Consider the following 20,587-nt stretch of genomic DNA (forward strand, 5'->3'; position numbering starts at 1 on the left):
CAATGTGCGGTGCCGCGTCACGAATTGGCCACACCCTTGTTCGCCGATACCAACCCTCCTCTCGATCCGCGTACGACACGCCAGGTAGATCAATCAACTCCTAAGGAGGAATGCACATGCTGAATACGGCCGCGACCCTAGTTACCGCTCGGGGGCCTTCCGCGACTCACCTCGTAACCAACCAGGTGCCGCCACTGGAGAGCCACAACCTTGCCCTCGATCCCGCACTTCAGGAGGCACTGATCCGCGAGGGCGGCGAATGGGGCCTCGACGAGGTCACCAAATTCGGCGCACTCTGCGGTAGCCGCAAGGCGCTGCGGTGGGGTGAATTGGCCGACCGCAACCGCCCAATCTTGCACACGCACGACCGGTACGGGCACCGGATCGACGAAGTCGAGTACGACCCCGCTTACCACCAGCTGATGAAGCTCGCAATCAGTAATGGCCTGCACGCGGCACCCTGGTCCGACGACCGGCCCGGCGCCCATGTCGTGCGGGCCGCCAAGACGTCAGTGTGGGCCGCCGATCCCGGCATTCTGTGCCCCATTTGGATGACCTACGCGGTCATCCCTGCGCTGCGACATAACACCGAGCTTGCAGCCGTTTATGAACCCTTGCTCACCAAGTGCGCATATGATCCCCGGCCCGATGCCGTCTCTGCGAAGACCGCTATCACCGCCGGCATGTCGATGACGGAGAAGCAAGGCGGCTCTGACCTGCGGGCCGGTAGCACCCAAGGAAACCGGGGCAGTGACAACAGCTTTAGCCTCATCGGACATAAGTGGTTCACTTCGGCACCGATGTCCGACATCTTCCTCGTGCTGGCCCAGGCACCAGGTGGGCTGAGCTGTTTTCTACTGCCTCGGGTGTTACCTGACGGCGGCCGCAACCGGATGTATCTGCAACGACTCAAGGACAAACTGGGCAATCATGCCAACGCTTCCAGCGAAGTCGAATATGACGGTGCCACCGCATGGTTGGTCGGTGAAGAGGGCCGCGGCGTTTCCACCATCATGGAAATGGTCGGCATGGGTCGATTGGACGTCGCGCTGGGCAGCGCCGCTCTCATGCGGGTCGCGCTAACCCACGCTATTCATCATTCCCAGCACCGAAAGGCCTTCGGCGCTAATCTGATCGAACAGCCGCTGATGCGCAACGTGCTCGCCGACCTGGCATTGGAGGCTGAGGCTGCCACCACCGCCACGATGTGGTTGGCCGGTGCGAGTGACAGGGCTATCCGGGGCAGCGAGCGCGACAGTCTATTGAAGCGTATCGGTGTGCCGGCAATCAAGTATTGGGTGTGCAAACGAGCGACTCAGCACGTCGGCGAGGCGATGGAGTGCCTCGGCGGCAACGGCTATGTCGAAGAATCAGGCATGCCGCGCCTCTATCGTGAGGCGCCACTCGCCGGAATTTGGGAGGGGTCCGGCAACGTCACTGCATTGGACACTGTCCGCGCCCTCGCCGTCCCTGGCTGTCTGGAGGTGCTGTTCGAGGAGCTGGCCGCGGCGTCAGGAGCTGACCCCAGGCTAGATGCGCATATCCAGATGCTGCGCCGACAGGTCCTCGATCGTGATCTCGTCGCCTACCGGTCACGAGTCCTCAACGAGAACATCTGTCTGGCCCTGCAGGGTTCACTACTGGTGCGTCACGGAAACTCCTCGGTCGCTGAGGCTTTCGTTGCCACTCGGCTGGGACGTGACTGGGGTGGCGCTTTCGGAACCCTGCCAGCGCAGCTGGATCTGACGACGATTCTGCAACGGGCAATGGCCATAACCGCGGACGGGCCGACGCAGTCGCCCGCCGTTGAGTCTGCTTCGCCGTGGCCTGATCGCGAACCATGATGGATGTTTCGGATACGCGTGTATGGGCGAAGGCGAAAACATTCGACGACTTTGCCGTCATCTGCTGTGAGCAGCCCAAGCTCAAGCTGTTGACTGATCCAGATTCGTTTGCGCTGAGCCATCGGGTGGCTCGCATAGGGCCGGTCACCATGTCCGAACTCATCGCAGGCTCTGACACTTCGATCAAGCGTGGTGAGCTTTGCGACACCTACCGAGTGCTTGTGCTGCAGTCGGGCCACGCGAAGTGTATACATCGAGATTTCGTTGTATCCGCCGATTCCGGTACAGCCGCCGTGTTAGCGCCTGAGGGTGACGCCGCGTCGAGATGGGCCGCGGGCACCCGGATGTTGACCCTTAGATTCGACCGTTGTGTCGTCGAAGATGCTCTCAGCGATGCACTCGGTCGGCAGGTGACATCTCAAATCGACTTCGCACCCGTCATGCCCACCCATGCGCCGTCGACCCAAAGTTGGATCAACTTGGTGGTGCTATTCAAAGAACAGCTTTTCCGACTCGACAGCGTGCTGCATCATCCGCTGGTCGGCTTGCCCTTCGTCGATAGCCTGATTCGGGGGTTCTTGCTCGCAGCGGAGCATCCCTATCGCGACGCGCTGACGAGAGACGAACGGCTGAGTGCGCCGCGCGCGATCCGGTCTGCAGTCGAAATCATCGAAGCGGAAGCGTGTCTGCCGTTGACCTTGAGTTCGATCGCCAATCGCAGTTACGTAAGTGTCCGTGGCTTGCAGCAAGGTTTCCAACGGCACCTCGGTATCTCACCGATGGCATACCTGCGCGAGGTCCGACTGCGTCGAGCGCACCAGGACTTGCTCGAGTCCGACCCGTTAACCGTCACCGTAGCTTTGGTTGCACACCGTTGGGGTTTCACCAATCTCGGCAGGTTCGCCGCCGCCCACGCCGCACGCTACCAAGAACCGCCGTTGAAGACATTGCAGCGCACTGTATTCCAGCGCAGCGCCCAGCTCGGTCAGCCATGAGGAATATTGAAGGTGATAGCGCTCCCGCATCGGGATGACGGCGCGCAGTGCTCGGGGCATGTGCCTCCGACGTCGAAACGGCGCAGCGCGAGCTTTCGGTCGGGGTTTCAACTGCGCGCGATGGCCAAGGCGCCGCGTGCGCTGGCTGGGCGGCACGGCCACGATTCGTTAGAGTTGGTGGCACAACCAGCCGATGGACCGCCTGAGCCGGCAGCAGCTTCGCGGAAGACGCGGCAATCGTGTATTCGCGAGCTGGCCTTCCACAATCAAGGAGAGACATGTCCTAGATTGTGGTTGGCGCGGGGACCAATGATCGCGGCGGAGGCACATTACACTGAATCAGGGTCTGCCGGAAGGGCTTAATCGTAGTGTTTGACGAGGACACCCACGCGAAAATGACTGCCAACGAGCGCAATTGGGATGCTCGCACGCCAATACATGTAAGCAGCGAGTTCTACGGTATTCACGAACGGGACCCGATGAGCTGGTTTGCTCCCTTCGAGTGGCGCGACCTCGGCCAACTTGAGGGCCGCGAGCTCGTCCATCTGCAATGCCACCTGGGGGCGGAGACGATGGCGTTCGCGCTCAAGGGCGCACACACCACCGGGCTGGACTTCTCGGGCGCCTCCGTGCGGGAGGCGCAGCGGGTCGCGCGAGAGGCGGCCCTGCCCATCGAATATGTGCAGGCCGATGTGTACGACGCGGCCGAAGTGCTTGGGACGGACCGTTTCGACATCGTCTACACCGGCAAGGGCGCGTTGTGCTATTTGCCTGATCTAAATGCGTGGGCGCATGGGGTAGCCCGTCTGCTGAAACCTGGGGGCTTCCTGTACCTGGCGGAATTTCATCCGTTACTCAATGCGCTCGGCCCTACCCAGAAGCCCTGTGCTCCCGACGGTCTGGTGATCCACTACGACTATCTCGGCGGGAGGGGCGCCGTGAAACGCGACAGCACCCATAGCTACACCGACGGCCCACCGCTGGCCGGCGACACCCTGCACTATGAGTGGGCACACGGCGTGGGCGACGTCGTCACCGCCATCGCTCAATCCGGGCTTGCCATCGAACGCCTCACCGAGACAAGTCATTTGCCGTGGCGGCGCTGGCCAATGATGGAGCGAACGGACAACGGTTGGTGGGCGATGCCCGAAAGCGCACCCCGGTTTCCCGTCATGTACGGCCTGAAAGCCGGCAAACCCGGCGCCACGACGTAATCGGTTAGTCTGCATCGCCTTAGCTCGAGACGTGAGGCCGAGGGTCGGCCTTCCCAGCTCCCAGGCACCCCAGCGTTGCCCGGTTGTTGATGCCAGTGTTGACGGTACGCCCCTAGCAAACAGCCCGGAATAGGGCGTGCTGCGCACCCTGGCCAAAGATTCGCGTATCGAGGCTAGGCGGCGCTTGACGCGCTCGTTAGCGTTTGCCGCATACCGTCCGCCTGAAGGGTATGAGCCATGAACGCCAATCGAATGTCTTCGACCGACAGCACCTACGTACTCGGGCACGGCACCGCCGAGATCCGGCGCCTGCTGCTGCAAGGGCGTCTGCACGACACATTCACCGAGCACGCACTGCGTCACGCGGGTCTTTCGCCGGGGATGCGGGTGCTGGATGTGGGCTGCGGCCCCGGCGACGTGTCATTCATCGCCGCGCGGCTGGTGGGGCCCGACGGCACGGTACTGGGGGTAGATAGGGCCGCGGACGTCATCCAGGTCGCCCGCAGCCGCGCCGCCGATCGAGGCTTGGCAAGCGTCCGCTTTGAGACAGCGGCGATCGAGGACATACGTATGGACGAACCCGTAGACGCCGTGATCGGGAGGCTGATACTCATGCATCTGCCCGACCCTGTCGCAATGCTTCGCCACCTCGCGGCCCAGGTGCGCGCCGGCGGCCGGATCGCGTTTTGTGAGAGCGACTTAACCGGGTTCTACACCGTCCCCGACTTACCGTTGTGGCGGGCGCTGAAAGGCGCTGTGGCCAAAACATTCGAGGGTGTGGGCTGCGACCCGGCGTTCGGCGCCAGCCTGCACACGCAATTTCGGCGCGCCGGTCTGGGCGCTCCGCGGCTGGCGCTCGGTGCGCCGCTGGGCGGGGCCGACGACACCGATATCTTGGCCTACGTCGTCGAAACCTGGCGGTCGATTATCTTTCCTGTCGCCGAGCGCCTGGGAGTCATCCCGGACGAACTGGCCGATCCGAACACCCTTGGCCAGCGCTTGCGGAACGAAGCCGCCGCCGCGGAAGCAATGCTGGTAATGCCGCCGCTGATTTGTGCCTGGGCCGAGGTGTGAGGCAAGGAGGGATTTCGCTGCGCGATCTGGCCAGCAGGCCGCGCCCTGTGGATAGTCGGCTTGCTTTGGGCTGCCTAGCGTTAACCATGTGAAGCGGTGGGGACTTTCACTGAGTATCGGCAGGAGGGCGGACCATTGCAAGTAATACGTTTACCCCGTACCGACAGCGCGGCCAACAAACATACTGCGCCGCAACGCCCTTCACAACCTGAAAGACGCTGTGACGCCTCCAAGAGCGGCGATGTGTACCAGGCATTGATCGCATCAGGAATCTTCGCCAAGACCCACCCCGCCGTGGTAGCAGCCCTCTCAATGCGGCTGCAACCCGAGCAACTCCCGCGCGGGCGCGTGGTGGGCGCTCAAAGCGACTTTGGTGATCGCGTTTACGTGATCGCCTCCGGGAAAGTCAAAGTCTCATACAGCCGGCCCGACGGTCGCGAGATCGTGCTGACGATCCTGGGCCCCTCCGAAATATTTGGCTTCATAACACTTTTCGACTCCGGCGTACAAGAAATGAGCGTAACGACCCTCACCGAAGTCCTTGCCGTGCCGATTGGACGTGACCAACTCCTCAGGTGGATGGCCGAGCATCCTGAGGTCAGCGAACAGGTGCTGCGCCTCTTCGCTCGGTGGGCGAAGCGCACGACAAACTCCTTGATGGACTTCGCGTACGGCGACGCACCGAGCCGCGTCGCGAGCCGGCTGTTGTTGTTGAGGAAGCGCTTCGGGCGGCGCGACGGCGAGGTCGTGCGTATCGTTCACGACCTGACGTTGGACGACTTTTCGCTTCTCGTCGGCGTCGCTCCGGAGACAATCGGCGCCACGCTTCGCGACTTCGAGCGTCGCGGCTGGATCCGCTTGGAGGGCAACAGCGTCGTAATAGTCGACGGGCAAGCCCTGAGCCGGCTACGTCCGATCAGCCTGCCGGAGGTTTGTTGTGTTTGACCGCTTTCAGTTGGCCGATCTGGGTGTGCGGGTACTCAGCGCGCCCATGGCCGGCGGGCCGTCGACGCCCGCTTTGGCCGCTGCGGTGAGCAACAGCGGTGGGCTTGGGTTTCTCGCTGGGGGCATGTTGGCCGCCGAAGAGCTGGCCGAGGCCATCCTCCAGGCGCGCAGAATGACGGCTGGTGCGATCGGCGTCAATCTCTTTGTGCCTCAACCCCCAATCTGCACCACGCAACAGCTCGGCGAGTTCGCGGCAGCTCTTGCTCCGGAAACCGAACATTACGGCGTGGCGCTTGGTGAGCCCCGCCATGATGACGACGAGTGGACCGCAAAGCTCGACGTCGTGTGCGATGTACGCCCGGAGATGGTCTCTTTCACCTTCGGTTCGCCGACCCAGGCACAGTGTCGCCGCCTCGCTGGTGTCGGCATCTCGATCCTCACCACGGTCACCACAGTCCGCGAAGCGGTGATTGCGATCAGTTGCGGTGCAGATGCTCTGGTGGCGCAGGGGCCCGGCGCCGGTGGGCATCGAGCGACGTTTGACCCGCGGGCCGCCCCGCCCGTCGACCCGCTTGATGATCTGGTGGCGAGCCTCGTCGCTTGTTTTGAGTGTCCTGTCGTTGCGGCCGGGGGACTGGGGACTCGCGCCGACGTGCATCGGCTGCGCCATGCCGGCGCCGCCGCGGTCCAGCTCGGTACGGCCTTCTTGCTCGCGGACGAAGCCGGAACCAACCCGGTACATCGCAAGGCGCTGCGCGACCCAAGATTCACTGAAACCGTGGTGACGCGGGCCTTTACCGGACGCTACGCCCGCGCCTTGCGCAACCGATTCACCGAATTTCACAACGGTCACTCAATATTCGGATTCCCCCAAGTGGCCATGATGACGGCCCCCCTGCAGGCGGCAGCGCTGAAGGTGGGCGATCCGCACGGGGCCGCGTTGTGGGCGGGTACGGCGTTTCGAAACGCGAAGCAGGGTCCGGCCGCGGACATCGTTCGTGAGCTGGCGGGCTGAGTGCGGCGCGGGAGGATACAGACAATGCGATTCGGCGACGAGAAGGTCGCGATCATCACCGGCGCGTCACAGGGAATTGGCGCGGGTTTGGTTGATGCATACCGCAAACACGGCTACCGGGTTGTTGCTAACTCACGGGCCATCGCCGTCTCTCCTCACCCGGAAGTCGCCACCGTCGCAGGCGATATCGCCGATTCTGCGACTGCCGATCGCCTCGTTTCCGAAGCGCTGGCACGGTTTGGGCGGATCGACACGCTTGTGAACAACGCTGGCATCTTCGTTGCCAAGCCTTTCACGCTGTACACGCCCGAAGACTATGCGCGGGTTACCTCGGTAAACGTGCTTGGCTTCTTTCACGTCACTCAGGGCGTCATCACCCGCATGCTCGAGCAAGGCACTGGCGGCCACATCATCAACATCACCACCACCTTGGTCGAGCAACCTTGCGCCGCCATCCCCGCAGCGTTGACCGCACTCACCAAAGGTGGCCTGGCCTCCGTCACAAAATCGCTGGCCATCGAGTATGCCGCAGACGGAATCCGGGTCAACGCAATATCTCCCGGCGTGATCGATACACCCTTGCACGCCGGCGTCGACGCCCCCACCGCCTACGCCGGGATGCATCCTCAAAACCGGATAGGTGCCGTCAGCGACATCGTGCACGGGGCGCTCTATCTAGAGACGGCGCATTTCGTCACAGGCGAAATCCTCCACATCGACGGCGGCCAGCACGCGGGCCACTGATCGCGACAAATCACATTCCAACTACCGAAGGGATAAGCGGTGCTGACCGACTTCGACCGGCGCGTACGCGCGAACCAACGACGCCTTGCCGCTGATTTGACGCACCACTATGACTTCATCGTCTGCGGTGCCGGATCGTCCGGCTCTGTCGTCGCCCGCCGGCTGGCGGACGACCCGGCAGTCAGTGTGTTGTTGCTGGAGGCGGGCGGCGCCGACGAGTTACCCAGTGTCACCGACGCAAACCTCTGGCACACCAACTTGGGCGCTACGACGGATTGGGCCTTCCGGGCCGAACCGAACCAGCATCTCAACGGCAGAATATTAACGCTATCCATGGGCAAAGTCCTCGGTGGTGGCTCCAGCATCAACGTTATGGCATGGGCCCGTGGCCACAAGGCTGATTGGGACTTCTTCGCCGCCGAATCGGGGAATAACGCCTGGAGCTACGCGTCGGTTCTGGACATCTACCGTCGCATCGAAGATTGGCATGGCGTACCCGATCCCGAATACCGGGGGTGCGGCGGACCTGTTTTCGTGCAACCGAAATGCAATCCTCACCCTGCTGGGCCGGCCGTGCTCGAAGCAGCCAAATGCCTGGACATCGTTCCGTTCGACCATCCCAACGGAAAGATGATGGAAGGTAAAGGCGGTGCGGCGATCATGGACCTCCGGGTTCGTGACGGCAAGCGCCAATCGGTATTCCGGTCCTACACATATCCATACATGGACCGGCCCAACCTGACCGTGCTGCCGAATGCGCTGGTGCGGCGCGTGATGATCAATCGCCACAAGGCCACTGGCGTCGAAGTCCGCTATCGCGGCGAAGTGCACCAATTTCAGGCCGGCGTCGAGATCGTGCTGTCAATGGGCGCGATCCATACCCCTAAAGTCCTGATGCTCTCCGGAGTCGGCGACGAAATACGGTTGCACCAATTGGATATTCCTGTCGCTCAACATCTTCCCGGAGTGGGCCGCAACCTTCACGACCATCTTGCCTTCACGTGTGTGTGGGAATCGCCAGGCGACGAGCCGCAGCATCAAACAGGCGATGTCATGCTGTTCTGGCCGAGTCAGGCCGGCAAGGCACAGCCTGATTTCTTCGCGTGCCAAGGCGCGCTGCTGCTCGCCAGTCCGGAAAATGTAGCCCGATTCGGGTTTCCCGACACCGGCTGGATTTTGCACGGTGCGCTCACGCAGCCCAAGAGCCGCGGCGCGGTCGAACTGACCAGCCCGGATCCCGATGAGCCTGTCAGGGTGCGGCACAACGGCTTGTCGCACCCCGACGACCTCAGGCTCGCCGTGAAATGTGTTGAGGATATGCGTGAAATAGGCAACTCCACGCTGCTGCGCCCATTTACGGAGCGCGAGGTTATGCCCGGCGACCTGAAGGGCGAGGCCCTCGTGAGCTATCTGCGTGACGCCGCACTCAGCTTCTGGCACCAAGTCGGCACGGCCAAGATGGGGCGCGATGCACTCGCCGTCGTCGACGGCAGCCTGAAAGTCTACGGCGTGGAAAACCTCCGCGTCGCCGACGGATCCATCATGCCCAGGATCACCAGCGGAAACACCATGGCGCCGTGCGTGATCATCGGCGAACGCGCCGCCGAGGAGATCCGGACGGAGCACCGTCTGGCGGTCTCGGCGTGAGGGGAGTCCGTGACGGCAGCCTGAAAGGCACGACGCGCCGAGCCGTCTCGCGGGATTGGGCGTCGGGGTGACCTGCCCCTTCGTCAGCGCGCTCGAGTCGATCCCGGCCGTATTGACGCCATCACAACACGTTGCACGGCAATGCTTTTAGAGATCGTGGTACCCAGATATGTGATTTGGCTGTCGGTCGAGAAACGGCCAGTTCAACCGAATGATTGGAGTTTTGCGTGTCAACATACGGTCTGGCGCGCTGTCTTGATGTTGGCAAGATGTTCGACATGATGTTCGGCTTTCCGCGCTTCTGATGTCGCCGGCTCGACCGCATGTTGCGCGTTGCTGAATCCAAAACTGCTTCAGGGGAACCACAATGGAACCACAATGGAGCTATGCGAGTTCTACGACGCAAGAGAGGCGAGGCTGTCTTCGCGGGCGGGTGAATGCGTGCGGCCACAGCTGCCGCGTTAGTGAAACTAATGACGTGGCGTTGTCATCCTGAAGTCTGCGAAGTCGAATCCGGGTACCACCACGCAGCTGACCAGGCTGGGTTCACCATCCAGGGGGCGGGCGCGCTGCCAATAACCGGGCGGGACGAGCAACTGCGGCTGCTGGCCGTCGTTGACGGCGGCGCCCAGCGCATACGTCACCGCAGTGGATGGTTCGCAGCCGATATCCAGCACCAGTGGACTACCACGATGGAAGAACCAAAGTTCGGCGCTGAGAACAGCATGCCAGGCGGAAGCTTCACCCGGCATCAGCAGGAATAGTATCGCCGTTCCGGCGCTGCGTGGACCACCGTATTCGGCCGGCAGTGCGGCCTGGCTGATGGTCAGATCGCTGCGCCAAGTCTCCCGGAACCAGCCGCCTTCGGGATGGGCAGAAAGATTGAGAGATTCAGCCCAGTCGGGCAATTCACTCGTCACTATGTGCACGGCCGTCCAAGTCGGTGGCTTTCCGGCGACCGGTGCAGCCTGTCGCCGCCTCGTCAACACTATGAAGTGAACCCAAACCGACCTAGCCATTCCCCGAAGACTGCTGGCCTGATTGCGCCGCTCGATAGCACCAGACCGCCGCGGGGGCGGCGAACGGTCGCTCGCGGAGTTCGACGCGCTGCTCCGCGATGCGGGGCTGCGGCGCCTCGAGGTCAGGAAGATGGACACACCGCAGAGCGTGATCGAGGCGGTGGTTGCCTAGCGCGACCGGCCATGTGCACCGGTGTCCGTGCATCCCAATTTGCGCACATAGCACACGAATTGGCTCGGATAATTACCTCGTGCCCGAAGCAACCCCCGCAGGGCGGCCAGCCGATCGGCTCTCACCCGACCCGGCGGGGCTCCACCCCAATCTCGGCCCTAATTGTTGCGCCATGTCGGTGATGATCTGGACATAGTCTTCCTCGGCGAAGCTGAACGGCAGCGCGAAAGCCACTTCGTCGACGCGTCGAAACGCCGCATGGGCATACAGCGCGTCCGCCAGCTCGTCGGACGTCCCGACGTAGTCGGGACAGACGACGATGCCGCGCGGACCCTGCGGCTGCAGGGTCCGCGCGTAGCGGGCCTGGGCGTAGGCGCGGTATCTCGTATTCTGTTCCGGCGTGGCGGAATCGGTCGGGATCACGACCAAGCCCTGTGACACGCGGGCCGTTTCGGCTCTGGGATGATGCGTCCGGAACGTGTCGATGTGCCGCGCCTGGATCGTGGCGAAGTCAGTCGACTCGCACCCCTCGTTGCTGACCAGATTCGCGGTCAGATAATTAAGCCCCTGGGACCCGGCCCACTTTGCGGACTCCAAGCCTCCGCCATACCAGACACGGCCGGCAAGACCCGGTGAGTGGGGCTGTACGTGGCGGAAGAAGTCGTCCTGGCCGGTCGCGCCCTCGAAGTCGCTCACCGGATCGCCGCGCAGACATGCCACGAGCCGCGCCACCCGTGCCTTCGAGAAATCCTCCACGTCGTGGGTCTCGGGATACAGTGCGGTCTTGAAGTGTTGGTAGAGCAGGGGCACGCCGACCGACACGCCGGCGTTGAGCCGCCCGCCGGACAAGATGTCGACGGTCGCCAAATCCTCGGCCAGCCGTACCGGGTTCTCCCAACCCAGGGGAATCACCGCGGTGCCCAACTCCACCCTGCGGGTCCGCTGGGTGGCGGCTGCCAGCAGGGCCACCGGCGAGGAAACGCCGGGTTGAAAATGTCGCTGGCGCACCCAGACCGTGTCGAAGCCAAGGTCCTCTGCGCGCTCGATCATCCGCAGCGTCTCTTGGTGACCTGGCCCGGGATCCGCCTTTTCGAACCTGCCGATGGTGAGAAAACCCAGTCGACGCAATGGTATTCCGCGTTCAGGCATGGCCTCGCTTCGGTTCTGGCACGGCCCATTCGCCCATGGCCCCGATGGTATGGCGCGGTCGGCGCACCAGCTAACCGCGGCGCGCACGACTCCGGCCGAGATGCGCACGCCGCGCGCTACGCTGAGCCCCGCGAAGACGTTGCGGCGCAACGCGTAGCGCTTTTAGGCCACCCCGACGCGTGCGGTGGCTAGGCGAGTTCCTCTGGTACGCATAGCGTAACCGCATGGGAGCCATGCAACCCACACTCGAGGTCGACTTAACCGACGGCCATTTCTACGCCGACGGCCGCGCCCGCGAAGCGTATCGCCGGATGCGCGAAAACCATCCGGTATTCCGCGACCGCAACGGCCTCGCGGCGGCCGCCTCGTATCCGGCGGTCATCGACGCCGAACGCGATCCGCAGCTGTTCTCCAATGCGGGGGGCATCCGACCCGCGTACCCGCGGATGCCCTACATGATCGACATGGACGATCCCGAACATCTCCTGCGCCGCAGGCTGGTCAGCGCGGCATTCACCGGCAAGCGGGTAAGGGACATGGCGATGCCCATCCTCCGGTTGTGCGACGAGCTGATCGACGCGGTGTGCGAGTCGGGGAGTTGCGACTTCGTCCGTGATATCGCCGCACCGCTACCGATGGCCGTCATCGGCGACATGCTCGGCGTGTTGCCCGAACAGCGCGCGACGCTGCTCAAGTGGTCCGAAGAGCTGGTGGGCGGCCCGAATTCGCCGGACGACGAGGCTTCGGTGCAGGCGGTGATGGAGGCGTTCGCCGCCTACACGGCATTTGCGAAGGACGCCGTCGCCCAACGCCGTTCGGAACCCACGGATGACCTGTTCAGTGTGCTGGCGAATGCCGAAGTCGGCGGACGGACGTTGTCGGACGACGAAATCGTCTATGAATCGCTGCTGATCCTCATCGGCGGTGACGAGACCACCCGGCACACCCTGTCCGGCGGGGTCGAACAGTTGCTGCACAACCGCGACCAATGGGAATGGCTGCGCCACGACCCGACTCTGCTGTCCGGGGCGGTGGAGGAGATGCTGCGGTGGACGTCGCCGATCAAGAACATGTGCCGCACGCTGACGAGAGCGGCCGAGTTCCACGGGGTCCAGCTGCGCGCAGGCGAAAAGATCCTGCTTCTCTTCGAGTCGGCGAACTTTGACGAGACGGTCTTCGGCGATCCCGACAACTTTCGCGTTGACCGGAACCCGAACAATCATCTGGCGTTCGGCTTCGGCACGCACTTTTGCCTGGGCAACCAGCTGGCGCGTATGGAACTGTCGTTGATGCTCGCGCGGCTGCTGGACCGGCTTCCCGACCTGCGGCTTGCCGACGGCGCCGCGGTACTGCTGCGGCCGGCGAATTTTGTCAGCGGACCCGAGTCGATGCCGGTTGCCTTCACTCCATCGAAACCCAGGGCAAAGTGAAGCCCTCGCTGCGACCGGCGCAGCTCTCGGCAATACTGCACGCCTGATGCGTACGGCCGCCGATGTCGGCCCCGCCCGCCACACTGGCAGGCGTGCTCGACCTCATCCTGCCGCTGGAATGCGGCGGCTGCGGGGCGCCGTCGACCCGCTGGTGTGACGCCTGCGCCGCGGAGCTGGCGGTCAAGCCCGGCGAACCGCATGTGATCAGCCCCCGCATCGACCCACAGGCGCCGGTGTTCGCGCTGGGCCGCTACGCCGGCGCCCGCCGCCAGGCGATCCTCGCGCTGAAGGAGCGAGGCCGGGGCGACCTGGTCGCGCCGCTGGCCCGCGTCCTGGCCCTCGGCGTTCACCGCCTGCTGATCTGGGGGATGGTCGAGGCGCCGCTGACGATCGTGCCCGCACCGACCCGGCGCTCGGCGGCGGGCCGCCGCGGCGGCGATCCGGTCACCCGGCTGGCCCGGGCCGCGGTGGCCGGGCACCCGGACGTCACCGTCGTGCCGGTGTTGCGGATGAAGGCGCTGGCCCGCGACTCGGTGGGCCTCGGCACGTCGGCTCGCGAGCGCAACCTCGCCGGCCGGGTCCTGCTGCGTGGTGAGTTGCCGCGTACCGAGGTGCTGGTCTTCGACGACATCGTCACCACGGGAGCGACGGCGCGCGAGTCGGTAGGCACCCTGCGCGCCGCCGGGGTCTCGGTGGCCGCGGTGTTGGCGATCGCGGCCGCGTGAGCTGTGCGCATGTGAAGAACACGCAACAGCTGGCCGAAATTGGTGGCATCCGAAGGCGAACACGAGCTAACGTCGAGATCAACCTAAGACACTTCCTGGCCTGACCACCGGGTCGCGTTTTCCCGGGTTGTGACGCCCTACGCGGAGGGGGTGGTATTCGGCACCTTGCACCGGCGGGCAGCCTGCGGCGGTGATCTTTCAAACCCGCTCAAACCCCGTCGGCGCGTGTTGTAGCAAGCCGGCACGCAGCGCGTGCGTCGTGGAAAAGGAAACGAGTTGTCACGTATGTCAAGGCTTACCGTGGATTCCGGTCAGACTCTCGACCAACCGCCGGCAGAAGTTAGCGCGCCGGCCGAACCGATGACCGACGCCGAAATCGTGTTCAAAGGCCGCAACGTCGAAGTCCCCGATCACTACCGCATCTACGTCTCGCAAAAACTCGCCCGCCTCGAACGATTCGACCGCTCCATCTATCTTTTCGACGTCGAGCTCAAACACGCCCCCAACCGGCGTCAGCGCAAGTCGTGTCAGCGTGTGGAAATCACGGCCCGCGGCCGCGGTCCGGTGAGCCGGGCGGAGGCCTGCGCCGACAGCTTCTACGCCGCCTTCGAGTCGGCGGTCGACAAGCTGGAGAGCAGGCTGCGCCGCGTCAAGGACCGCCGCAAGGTCCACTACGGCGACAAGACCCCGGTGTCTCTGGCCACCGCGACGGCGGTGGCCCCACAGCCGGCAGAATTGTCGGCGGCGGCCTTCGACGCAGAGCCCGCGGAGCCGCACGAACACGACGGCGCCGACCCCAGCCAGCACCGAGTCGGCAAGGACCGCGTGCCCGGACGGGTGGTGCGCACCAAAGAGCATCAGGCCAAACCGATGACGGTCGACGACGCGCTCTACGAGATGGAGCTCGTCGGGCACGACTTCTTCTTGTTCTTCGACAAGCAGACCGAACGGCCCTCCGTCGTCTACCGTCGCCACGCCTACGACTACGGTCTGATCAGCCTCTCCTGACCGGGCCGGGGCCGACGTTCGCCGGCTCAGCGAACGTGTCACCTACCATGGATGGCGCCTCACTTACGAAGACCGACATCCAACAGGGGACATAGCTGTGCTATCGAAGTTGCTGCGCCTTGGTGAAGGCCGCATGGTCAAACGCCTCAAGCGGGTGGCCGACTATGTCAACACGTTGGCTGACGACGTCGAGAAACTCACCGACGCCGAGCTGAGGGCCAAGACCGACGAGTTCAAGAAACGGCTGGAAGAGGGGGAAACCCTCGACGAGCTGCTGCCCGAAGCGTTCGCGGTGGCGCGCGAGGCGGCCTGGCGGGTGCTGGATCAGCGCCCGTTCGACGTGCAGGTGATGGGCGCGGCCGCGCTGCACCTGGGCAACGTCGCCGAGATGAAGACCGGTGAAGGCAAGACGCTGACCTGCGTGCTGCCCGCCTACCTCAACGCGCTGGCGGGCAAGGGCGTGCACATCGTCACCGTCAACGACTACCTGGCCAAGCGCGACAGCGAGTGGATGGGCCGGGTGCACCGCTTCCTGGGCCTGCAGGTCGGGGTGATCCTGGCGACCATGACGCCCGACGAACGCCGGGTCGCCTACCACGCCGACATCACCTACGGCACCAACAACGAGTTCGGCTTCGACTACCTGCGCGACAACATGGCGCACTCGCTCGACGACCTGGTACAGCGCGGGCACAGCTACGCCATCGTCGACGAGGTCGACTCCATCCTGATCGACGAGGCCCGCACCCCGCTGATCATCTCCGGTCCCGCCGACGCCGCCTCCAACTGGTACCTCGAGTTCGCCCGGCTGGCGCCGCTGATGCAAAAGGACACCCACTACGAGGTTGACCTGCGCAAACGGACCGTGGGCGTGCACGAAAAGGGCGTCGAGTTCGTCGAGGACCAGCTTGGCATCGACAACCTCTACGAGGCGGCCAACTCGCCGCTGGTCAGCTACCTCAACAACGCGCTGAAGGCCAAGGAGCTGTTCAACCGCGACAAGGACTACATCGTCCGCGACGGCGAGGTGCTCATCGTCGACGAGTTCACCGGCCGCGTGCTGTACGGGCGCCGCTACAACGAGGGCATGCACCAGGCCATCGAGGCCAAGGAGCACGTCGAGATCAAGGCCGAAAACCAGACCCTGGCCACCATCACGCTGCAGAACTACTTCCGCCTCTACGAAAAGCTGGCGGGCATGACCGGTACCGCCCAGACCGAGGCGGCCGAGCTGCACGAGATCTACAAGCTGGGCGTGGTCAGCATCCCGACCAACAAGCCGATGATCCGCACCGACTGCTCCGACCTCATCTACAAGACGGAGGAAGCCAAGTACATCGCGGTGGTCGACGACGTCGAAGAGCGCTACGAGAAGGGCCAGCCGGTCCTGATCGGCACCACCAGCGTCGAGCGTTCGGAGTACCTGTCCCGGCAGTTCCAGAAGCGGCGTATCCCCCATAACGTGCTCAACGCCAAGTACCACGAGCAGGAGGCGACCATCATCGCCGTGGCCGGCCGCCGCGGCGGCGTCACCGTCGCCACCAACATGGCCGGCCGCGGCACCGACATCGTGCTGGGCGGCAACGTCGACTTCCTCGCCGACCAGCGGCTGCGCGAGCGCGGGCTGGATCCCGTGGAGACGCCCGACGAGTACGAGGCGGCATGGCACGAGGAGCTGCCGATCGTCAAGGAGGAGGCCGGCAAGGAGGCCGCCGAGGTGATCGAGGCCGGCGGCCTGTATGTGCTGGGTACCGAACGCCACGAGTCGCGGCGCATCGACAACCAGCTGCGCGGCCGCTCCGGCCGGCAGGGCGACCCCGGCGAGTCGCGCTTCTACCTGTCGCTGAGCGACGAGCTGATGCGCCGCTTCAACGGCGCCGCGCTGGAGGCGATGCTCAACCGGCTGAACCTGCCCGACGACGTGCCGATCGAAAACAAGATGGTCACCCGCGCCATCAAGAGCGCCCAGACCCAGGTCGAACAGCAGAACTTCGAGGTCAGAAAGAACGTCCTCAAGTACGACGAGGTGATGAACCAGCAGCGCAAGGTGATTTACGCCGAGCGCCGCCGCATCCTCGAAGGCGAGAACCTCAAGGATCAGGCGCTGGACATGGTCCGCGACGTCGTCACTGCCTACGTCAACGGCGCGACCAGCGAAGGCTACGCCGAGGATTGGGACCTGGACGCACTGTGGACGGCACTCAAGACGCTGTACCCGGTCGGGATCACCCACGAGAGCCTGACGCATCCGGACGCCGATTCCGACCGCGACGACCTCACCCGCGAAGAGCTGCTCGACGAGCTGCTCAAAGACGCCGAACGGGCTTATGCCGCAAGGGAAGCCGAGCTCGAGGAAATCGCCGGCGAGGGCGCGATGCGCCAGCTCGAGCGCAACGTGCTGCTCAACGTCATCGACCGCAAGTGGCGCGAGCACCTCTACGAGATGGACTACCTCAAGGAGGGCATCGGACTGCGCGCGATGGCGCAGCGCGATCCTCTGGTGGAATACCAGCGCGAGGGCTACGACATGTTCACGGCCATGCTCGACGGCATGAAGGAAGAGTCGGTCGGCTTCCTGTTCAACGTCACCGTGGAGGCGGTGCCCGCCCCGCAGGTCGCCCCGGTCGAGGTGCCGGAAGGGTTGGCGGAGCTGGGAACCGGCGCTGCCACACCGGAGGACGGCGCCGACGGCACGCCCGCCGCGACGCGTGACGAGGCTCCCCCAAGCACGTTGCGCGCCAAGGGAATCGAAGACGAGGCCCCCGCCCTGACGTATTCCGGTCCATCCGAGGACGGTTCGGCGGAGGTGCAACGCAACGGCGGTGGCGCGCAAAAGACTCCGGCCGGCGCGGCCGCCGGCGGCAGTCGCCGCGAGCGCCGAGAAGCGGCGCGGCGGCAGGGTCGCGGCGCCAAGCCGCCGAAGTCGGTCAAGCGGCGCTAGCCGCAGGCGGGCCGAGCCGGGCACACCCTGTCGAGAAAGGGGCGAGGTTCATGCCCTTCGGCGGAGCGGTGTCCCGGACTGAGGTCCTGGCGGCGCTCTCTCTGGCGATCGACCTTGGGCTCGGGCAGCCGATGGATCACATGCTGCGATCGGCGGTGATGGGTGCGCGGCTCGCCGAGCGGCTCGGGCTGAGCGCGCGAGACCGCGGGACGGTTTTCTACACCGGCCTGGTGATGTGGATCGGGTGTCACGCCGATTCCCACGAGTACGCGCGGTGGTTCGGCGACGACATCGCGGTGCGGCACGACAGCCACTTCGTCGACTGGTCCGGCGCACCATTCCGGCGGTTCCTCGTGGGTAACCTCGGCCGCGGGTCGACGTTGCCCAAGCGAGCCCAGTTGGCGGCCAAACTGTTCCTGGACGCCCGCGGGAATCTGGGCGCGTTGATGCGGTCACACTGCCTGTCGGCCGCCTTGCTCGCCGAGGAGATCGGCCTGGGCGCGGACGTCTGCGCAGCCCTGCCCTACGCGTACGAACGGTGGGACGGCAGCGGCCTTCCGGCCGGCGCCGCCGGCCGCGCGATACCCGTGGCGATGCGGGTGGCGCAGCTCGCCGACATCGCCGAAGTGCACCACCGCGCGTACGGCGCCAGCGCCGCGATCGCGGAGGTTCGCCGCCGCAGTGGCAAACAGTTCGACCCGGACATCGTGGCGGTGTTCACCGCGGCCGCCGACGACCTGCTGCGCGACAACGAGGACGTGTGGTCGACCGCCGCGGGCTTGGCGCCGGATCCTGAGGAAGCGCTCGAGGGTCCTGAGCTGGACCGGCTGCTGCGCGCCATGGGCGACTTTGCGGACCTGAAATGCCCGTTCACCCTGGGCCATTCCCGCGCCGTGGCCGAGCTGGCTGAGAACGCCGGAAAGTGTGCAGGGCTGGCGCAGGACGAGATCAACGTTCTCCGCCGCGCGGGCCACGTTCATGATCTCGGCCGGATCGGTGTGTCCAACCGGGTGTGGGAAAAGGCCGGTGAACTAAGCCACGCCGAACGCGAGCGGGTGAACCTACATCCGTATTTGACCGGCAGGATCCTGGCTCGGGTCGGTGGGCTGAAGGGCGTCCGGGAGGTCGCGGTGAACCATCATGAACGACTCGACGGGTCGGGTTATCCGAACGGTCTGCGGGGTGATGACCTGTCCGTTCGCGACCGGATACTCGCCGCTGCCGAAAGTTATTGCAGCTCAATGGAACCGCGACCATATCGCGATCCACGGGACGTGGAGGCCGCGGCCAGACGACTGCGAAGTGAGGCGGCCCGCGGCCGTCTCGACGGCGACGCGGTCGAAGTCGTGCTGGAGGCCGCGGGCCACCCGCCGTCGCGCAGAGCCGCCAGGCCGGCGGGGTTGACTCGGCGCGAGGCCGAGGTGTTGCTCCATGTCGCACGGGGGCTATCCAACCGGGAGATCGCCTCGGCGCTTTGGATTTCCGAGAAGACCGTGCGCAATCACGTTGAGCACATCTATGCCAAGATCGGGGTCTCGAACCGGATCGGGGCTAGCTTGTACGCGACGCGGCATGGCCTGACCGGCAGCGCGCCCAATTGACTTTGGGGCGGATGCCCCATGTGCAACCGGGAAATCGAGGCGACCATTGCCGCATGACTAGCACTGGGCGGCACCTACCAGCCGTGCGCCCCTCTCCGAACCACGCCTCACGCGGCGGAGGCTTCGATTGGATACGACCGGCGATGTTGCCGCTGCGAAATCGCGCGGATCCCAAGTTGCAAAGCGGTGACGACGTGAACGACGACCGTGCGGCCGTCTCGTCCGAATGGCAAACGGGGGCCTCGTCGGGGCTGTGGGACAAGGTGCTCACCGACGGCCACGCATCCCTGGTCAGAGCACGGCACGCCTTCCGCTACCTGCCCTCTGCGCCGCGCTGCAAGCTATGCAACAACCCCTTTGGCGGACCCGTGGGCCGGCTCTTTGCCGCTGTCGGCTACCGCCGATCGCGTAAGAATCCCAACTTGTGCATGAGATGCTGCGATGCGCTGCCGCGAGGGGGAGCCGAGGTCGATATCGCGGTGCTGTTCGCCGATGTTCGCGGCTCTACTGCGCTCGGGCACCGTCGAGCCGCCACAGACTTCGCCGCGCTGCTCAACCGATTTTACAGCGCCGCGACGCAGACGCTGCTGCGCCACGACGCGGTGATCGACAAGCTCATCGGTGATGAAGTGATGGCGTTTTTCGTCCGAGGCATCAGCGGCCCCCGGTATCGTCAACGAGCCATCGAGGCGGGAGTCGATCTGCTCGACGCGGTTGGCTACGGCACACCAGGTGGGCCCTGGCTGGACGTCGGTGTCGCAGTGCACGCGGGCGTCGCATATGTCGGCAATGTTGGCGGGGCGGTCGTCGACTTCACCGCCCTCGGTCGCCCGGTCAACGCCGCGGCCCGGATGCAACGACGCGCCGCCGGCGGCGAGTTGTTAGTCGCCAGTGGGGTCGCCGACGAAATGACGGCCAACATGCAGCGGCGCACGCTGAACCTGCGGGGACAGGAAGCGCCGACCAACGTCTTCGTCCACAAATTCTGAGCCTGCGTTCGACTCAAATCGTGCACGCTGCGATGGTTGCGAATTTGAAATCTGATGTGCCCCTTTGGGGTTGCC

The 20,587-nt window shown here is 64.7% G+C and carries 16 protein-coding genes; 14 read left to right on the forward strand and 2 right to left on the reverse strand.

Going from position 1 to position 20,587, the window contains the following annotated elements; translation table 11 throughout:
* Positions 1-116 precede the first annotated feature (116 nt).
* The 8 genes from A5764_RS02635 to A5764_RS02670 all read left to right on the forward strand — a co-directional run bounded on the left by A5764_RS02635 (position 117) and on the right by A5764_RS02670 (position 9,478).
* Positions 117-1,844 (forward strand): acyl-CoA dehydrogenase family protein, encoded by a 1,728-nt coding sequence (locus tag A5764_RS02635; protein WP_082951461.1) that lies wholly within the window; start codon positions 117-119, stop codon positions 1,842-1,844.
* Positions 1,841-2,839, forward strand: a complete 999-nt coding sequence (locus tag A5764_RS27105; protein ID WP_082951436.1) for an AraC family transcriptional regulator — start codon at positions 1,841-1,843, stop codon at positions 2,837-2,839. Before A5764_RS02635 ends, A5764_RS27105 begins: the two co-directional genes overlap by 4 nt.
* Positions 2,840-3,207: 368 nt before the next feature.
* A complete protein-coding gene (locus A5764_RS02645) occupies positions 3,208-4,053 on the forward strand; it encodes a bifunctional 2-polyprenyl-6-hydroxyphenol methylase/3-demethylubiquinol 3-O-methyltransferase UbiG (protein WP_231989579.1) in 846 nt (281 codons plus the stop codon).
* A gap of 237 nt (positions 4,054-4,290) precedes the next feature.
* Positions 4,291-5,127, forward strand: a complete 837-nt coding sequence (locus tag A5764_RS02650; protein WP_231989580.1) for a class I SAM-dependent methyltransferase — start codon at positions 4,291-4,293, stop codon at positions 5,125-5,127.
* 243 nt (positions 5,128-5,370) lie between these two features.
* Positions 5,371-6,072, forward strand: coding sequence for a Crp/Fnr family transcriptional regulator (locus A5764_RS02655; RefSeq protein WP_067108092.1), 702 nt, complete (start codon positions 5,371-5,373; stop codon positions 6,070-6,072).
* On the forward strand, positions 6,065-7,087 hold the full coding sequence (locus A5764_RS02660; RefSeq protein ID WP_255361000.1) for a nitronate monooxygenase: 1,023 nt from the start codon (positions 6,065-6,067) through the stop codon (positions 7,085-7,087). Before A5764_RS02655 ends, A5764_RS02660 begins: the two co-directional genes overlap by 8 nt.
* Before the next feature lie 24 nt (positions 7,088-7,111).
* On the forward strand, positions 7,112-7,831 hold the full coding sequence (locus tag A5764_RS02665; RefSeq protein ID WP_067108095.1) for an SDR family NAD(P)-dependent oxidoreductase: 720 nt from the start codon (positions 7,112-7,114) through the stop codon (positions 7,829-7,831).
* 39 nt (positions 7,832-7,870) lie between these two features.
* Complete coding sequence (locus A5764_RS02670) at positions 7,871-9,478, forward strand: GMC family oxidoreductase (RefSeq protein ID WP_067108098.1); 1,608 nt, start codon at positions 7,871-7,873, stop codon at positions 9,476-9,478.
* 470 nt (positions 9,479-9,948) lie between these two features.
* Here the strand turns inward: A5764_RS02670 and A5764_RS02675 are convergent, their stop codons facing one another.
* A complete protein-coding gene (locus A5764_RS02675; protein WP_067108101.1) occupies positions 9,949-10,398 on the reverse strand; it encodes a cupin domain-containing protein in 450 nt (149 codons plus the stop codon).
* Between the two features lie 343 nt (positions 10,399-10,741).
* On the reverse strand, positions 10,742-11,818 hold the full coding sequence (locus A5764_RS02680) for an LLM class flavin-dependent oxidoreductase (RefSeq protein ID WP_067108104.1): 1,077 nt from the start codon (positions 11,816-11,818) through the stop codon (positions 10,742-10,744).
* Between the two features lie 224 nt (positions 11,819-12,042).
* Here A5764_RS02680 and A5764_RS02685 point away from each other — a divergent pair, with 224 nt between their 5' ends.
* From A5764_RS02685 to A5764_RS02710, 6 genes are all read left to right on the forward strand, one after another.
* Positions 12,043-13,248 carry a cytochrome P450 gene (locus A5764_RS02685; RefSeq protein ID WP_067108106.1) on the forward strand — a complete coding sequence of 402 codons (1,206 nt, stop codon included), beginning with the start codon at positions 12,043-12,045 and terminating at the stop codon, positions 13,246-13,248.
* A gap of 92 nt (positions 13,249-13,340) precedes the next feature.
* Positions 13,341-13,973, forward strand: coding sequence for a ComF family protein (locus A5764_RS02690; protein ID WP_067108108.1), 633 nt, complete (start codon positions 13,341-13,343; stop codon positions 13,971-13,973).
* Between the two features lie 300 nt (positions 13,974-14,273).
* Complete coding sequence (gene hpf / locus A5764_RS02695; protein ID WP_067108110.1) at positions 14,274-14,981, forward strand: ribosome hibernation-promoting factor, HPF/YfiA family; 708 nt, start codon at positions 14,274-14,276, stop codon at positions 14,979-14,981.
* A gap of 97 nt (positions 14,982-15,078) precedes the next feature.
* A complete protein-coding gene (gene secA, locus A5764_RS02700) occupies positions 15,079-17,922 on the forward strand; it encodes a preprotein translocase subunit SecA (protein WP_067108112.1) in 2,844 nt (947 codons plus the stop codon).
* Positions 17,923-17,972: 50 nt separating this feature from the next.
* Positions 17,973-19,523: an HD domain-containing phosphohydrolase gene (locus A5764_RS02705; protein WP_067108113.1), complete on the forward strand. Its 1,551-nt coding sequence runs from the start codon at positions 17,973-17,975 to the stop codon at positions 19,521-19,523.
* 194 nt (positions 19,524-19,717) lie between these two features.
* A complete protein-coding gene (locus A5764_RS02710) occupies positions 19,718-20,512 on the forward strand; it encodes an adenylate/guanylate cyclase domain-containing protein (protein ID WP_067108705.1) in 795 nt (264 codons plus the stop codon).
* Positions 20,513-20,587 lie beyond the last annotated feature (75 nt).

The organism is Mycobacterium sp. 852002-51057_SCH5723018 (genome assembly GCF_001667035.1).
GTDB lineage: Bacteria > Actinomycetota > Actinomycetes > Mycobacteriales > Mycobacteriaceae > Mycobacterium.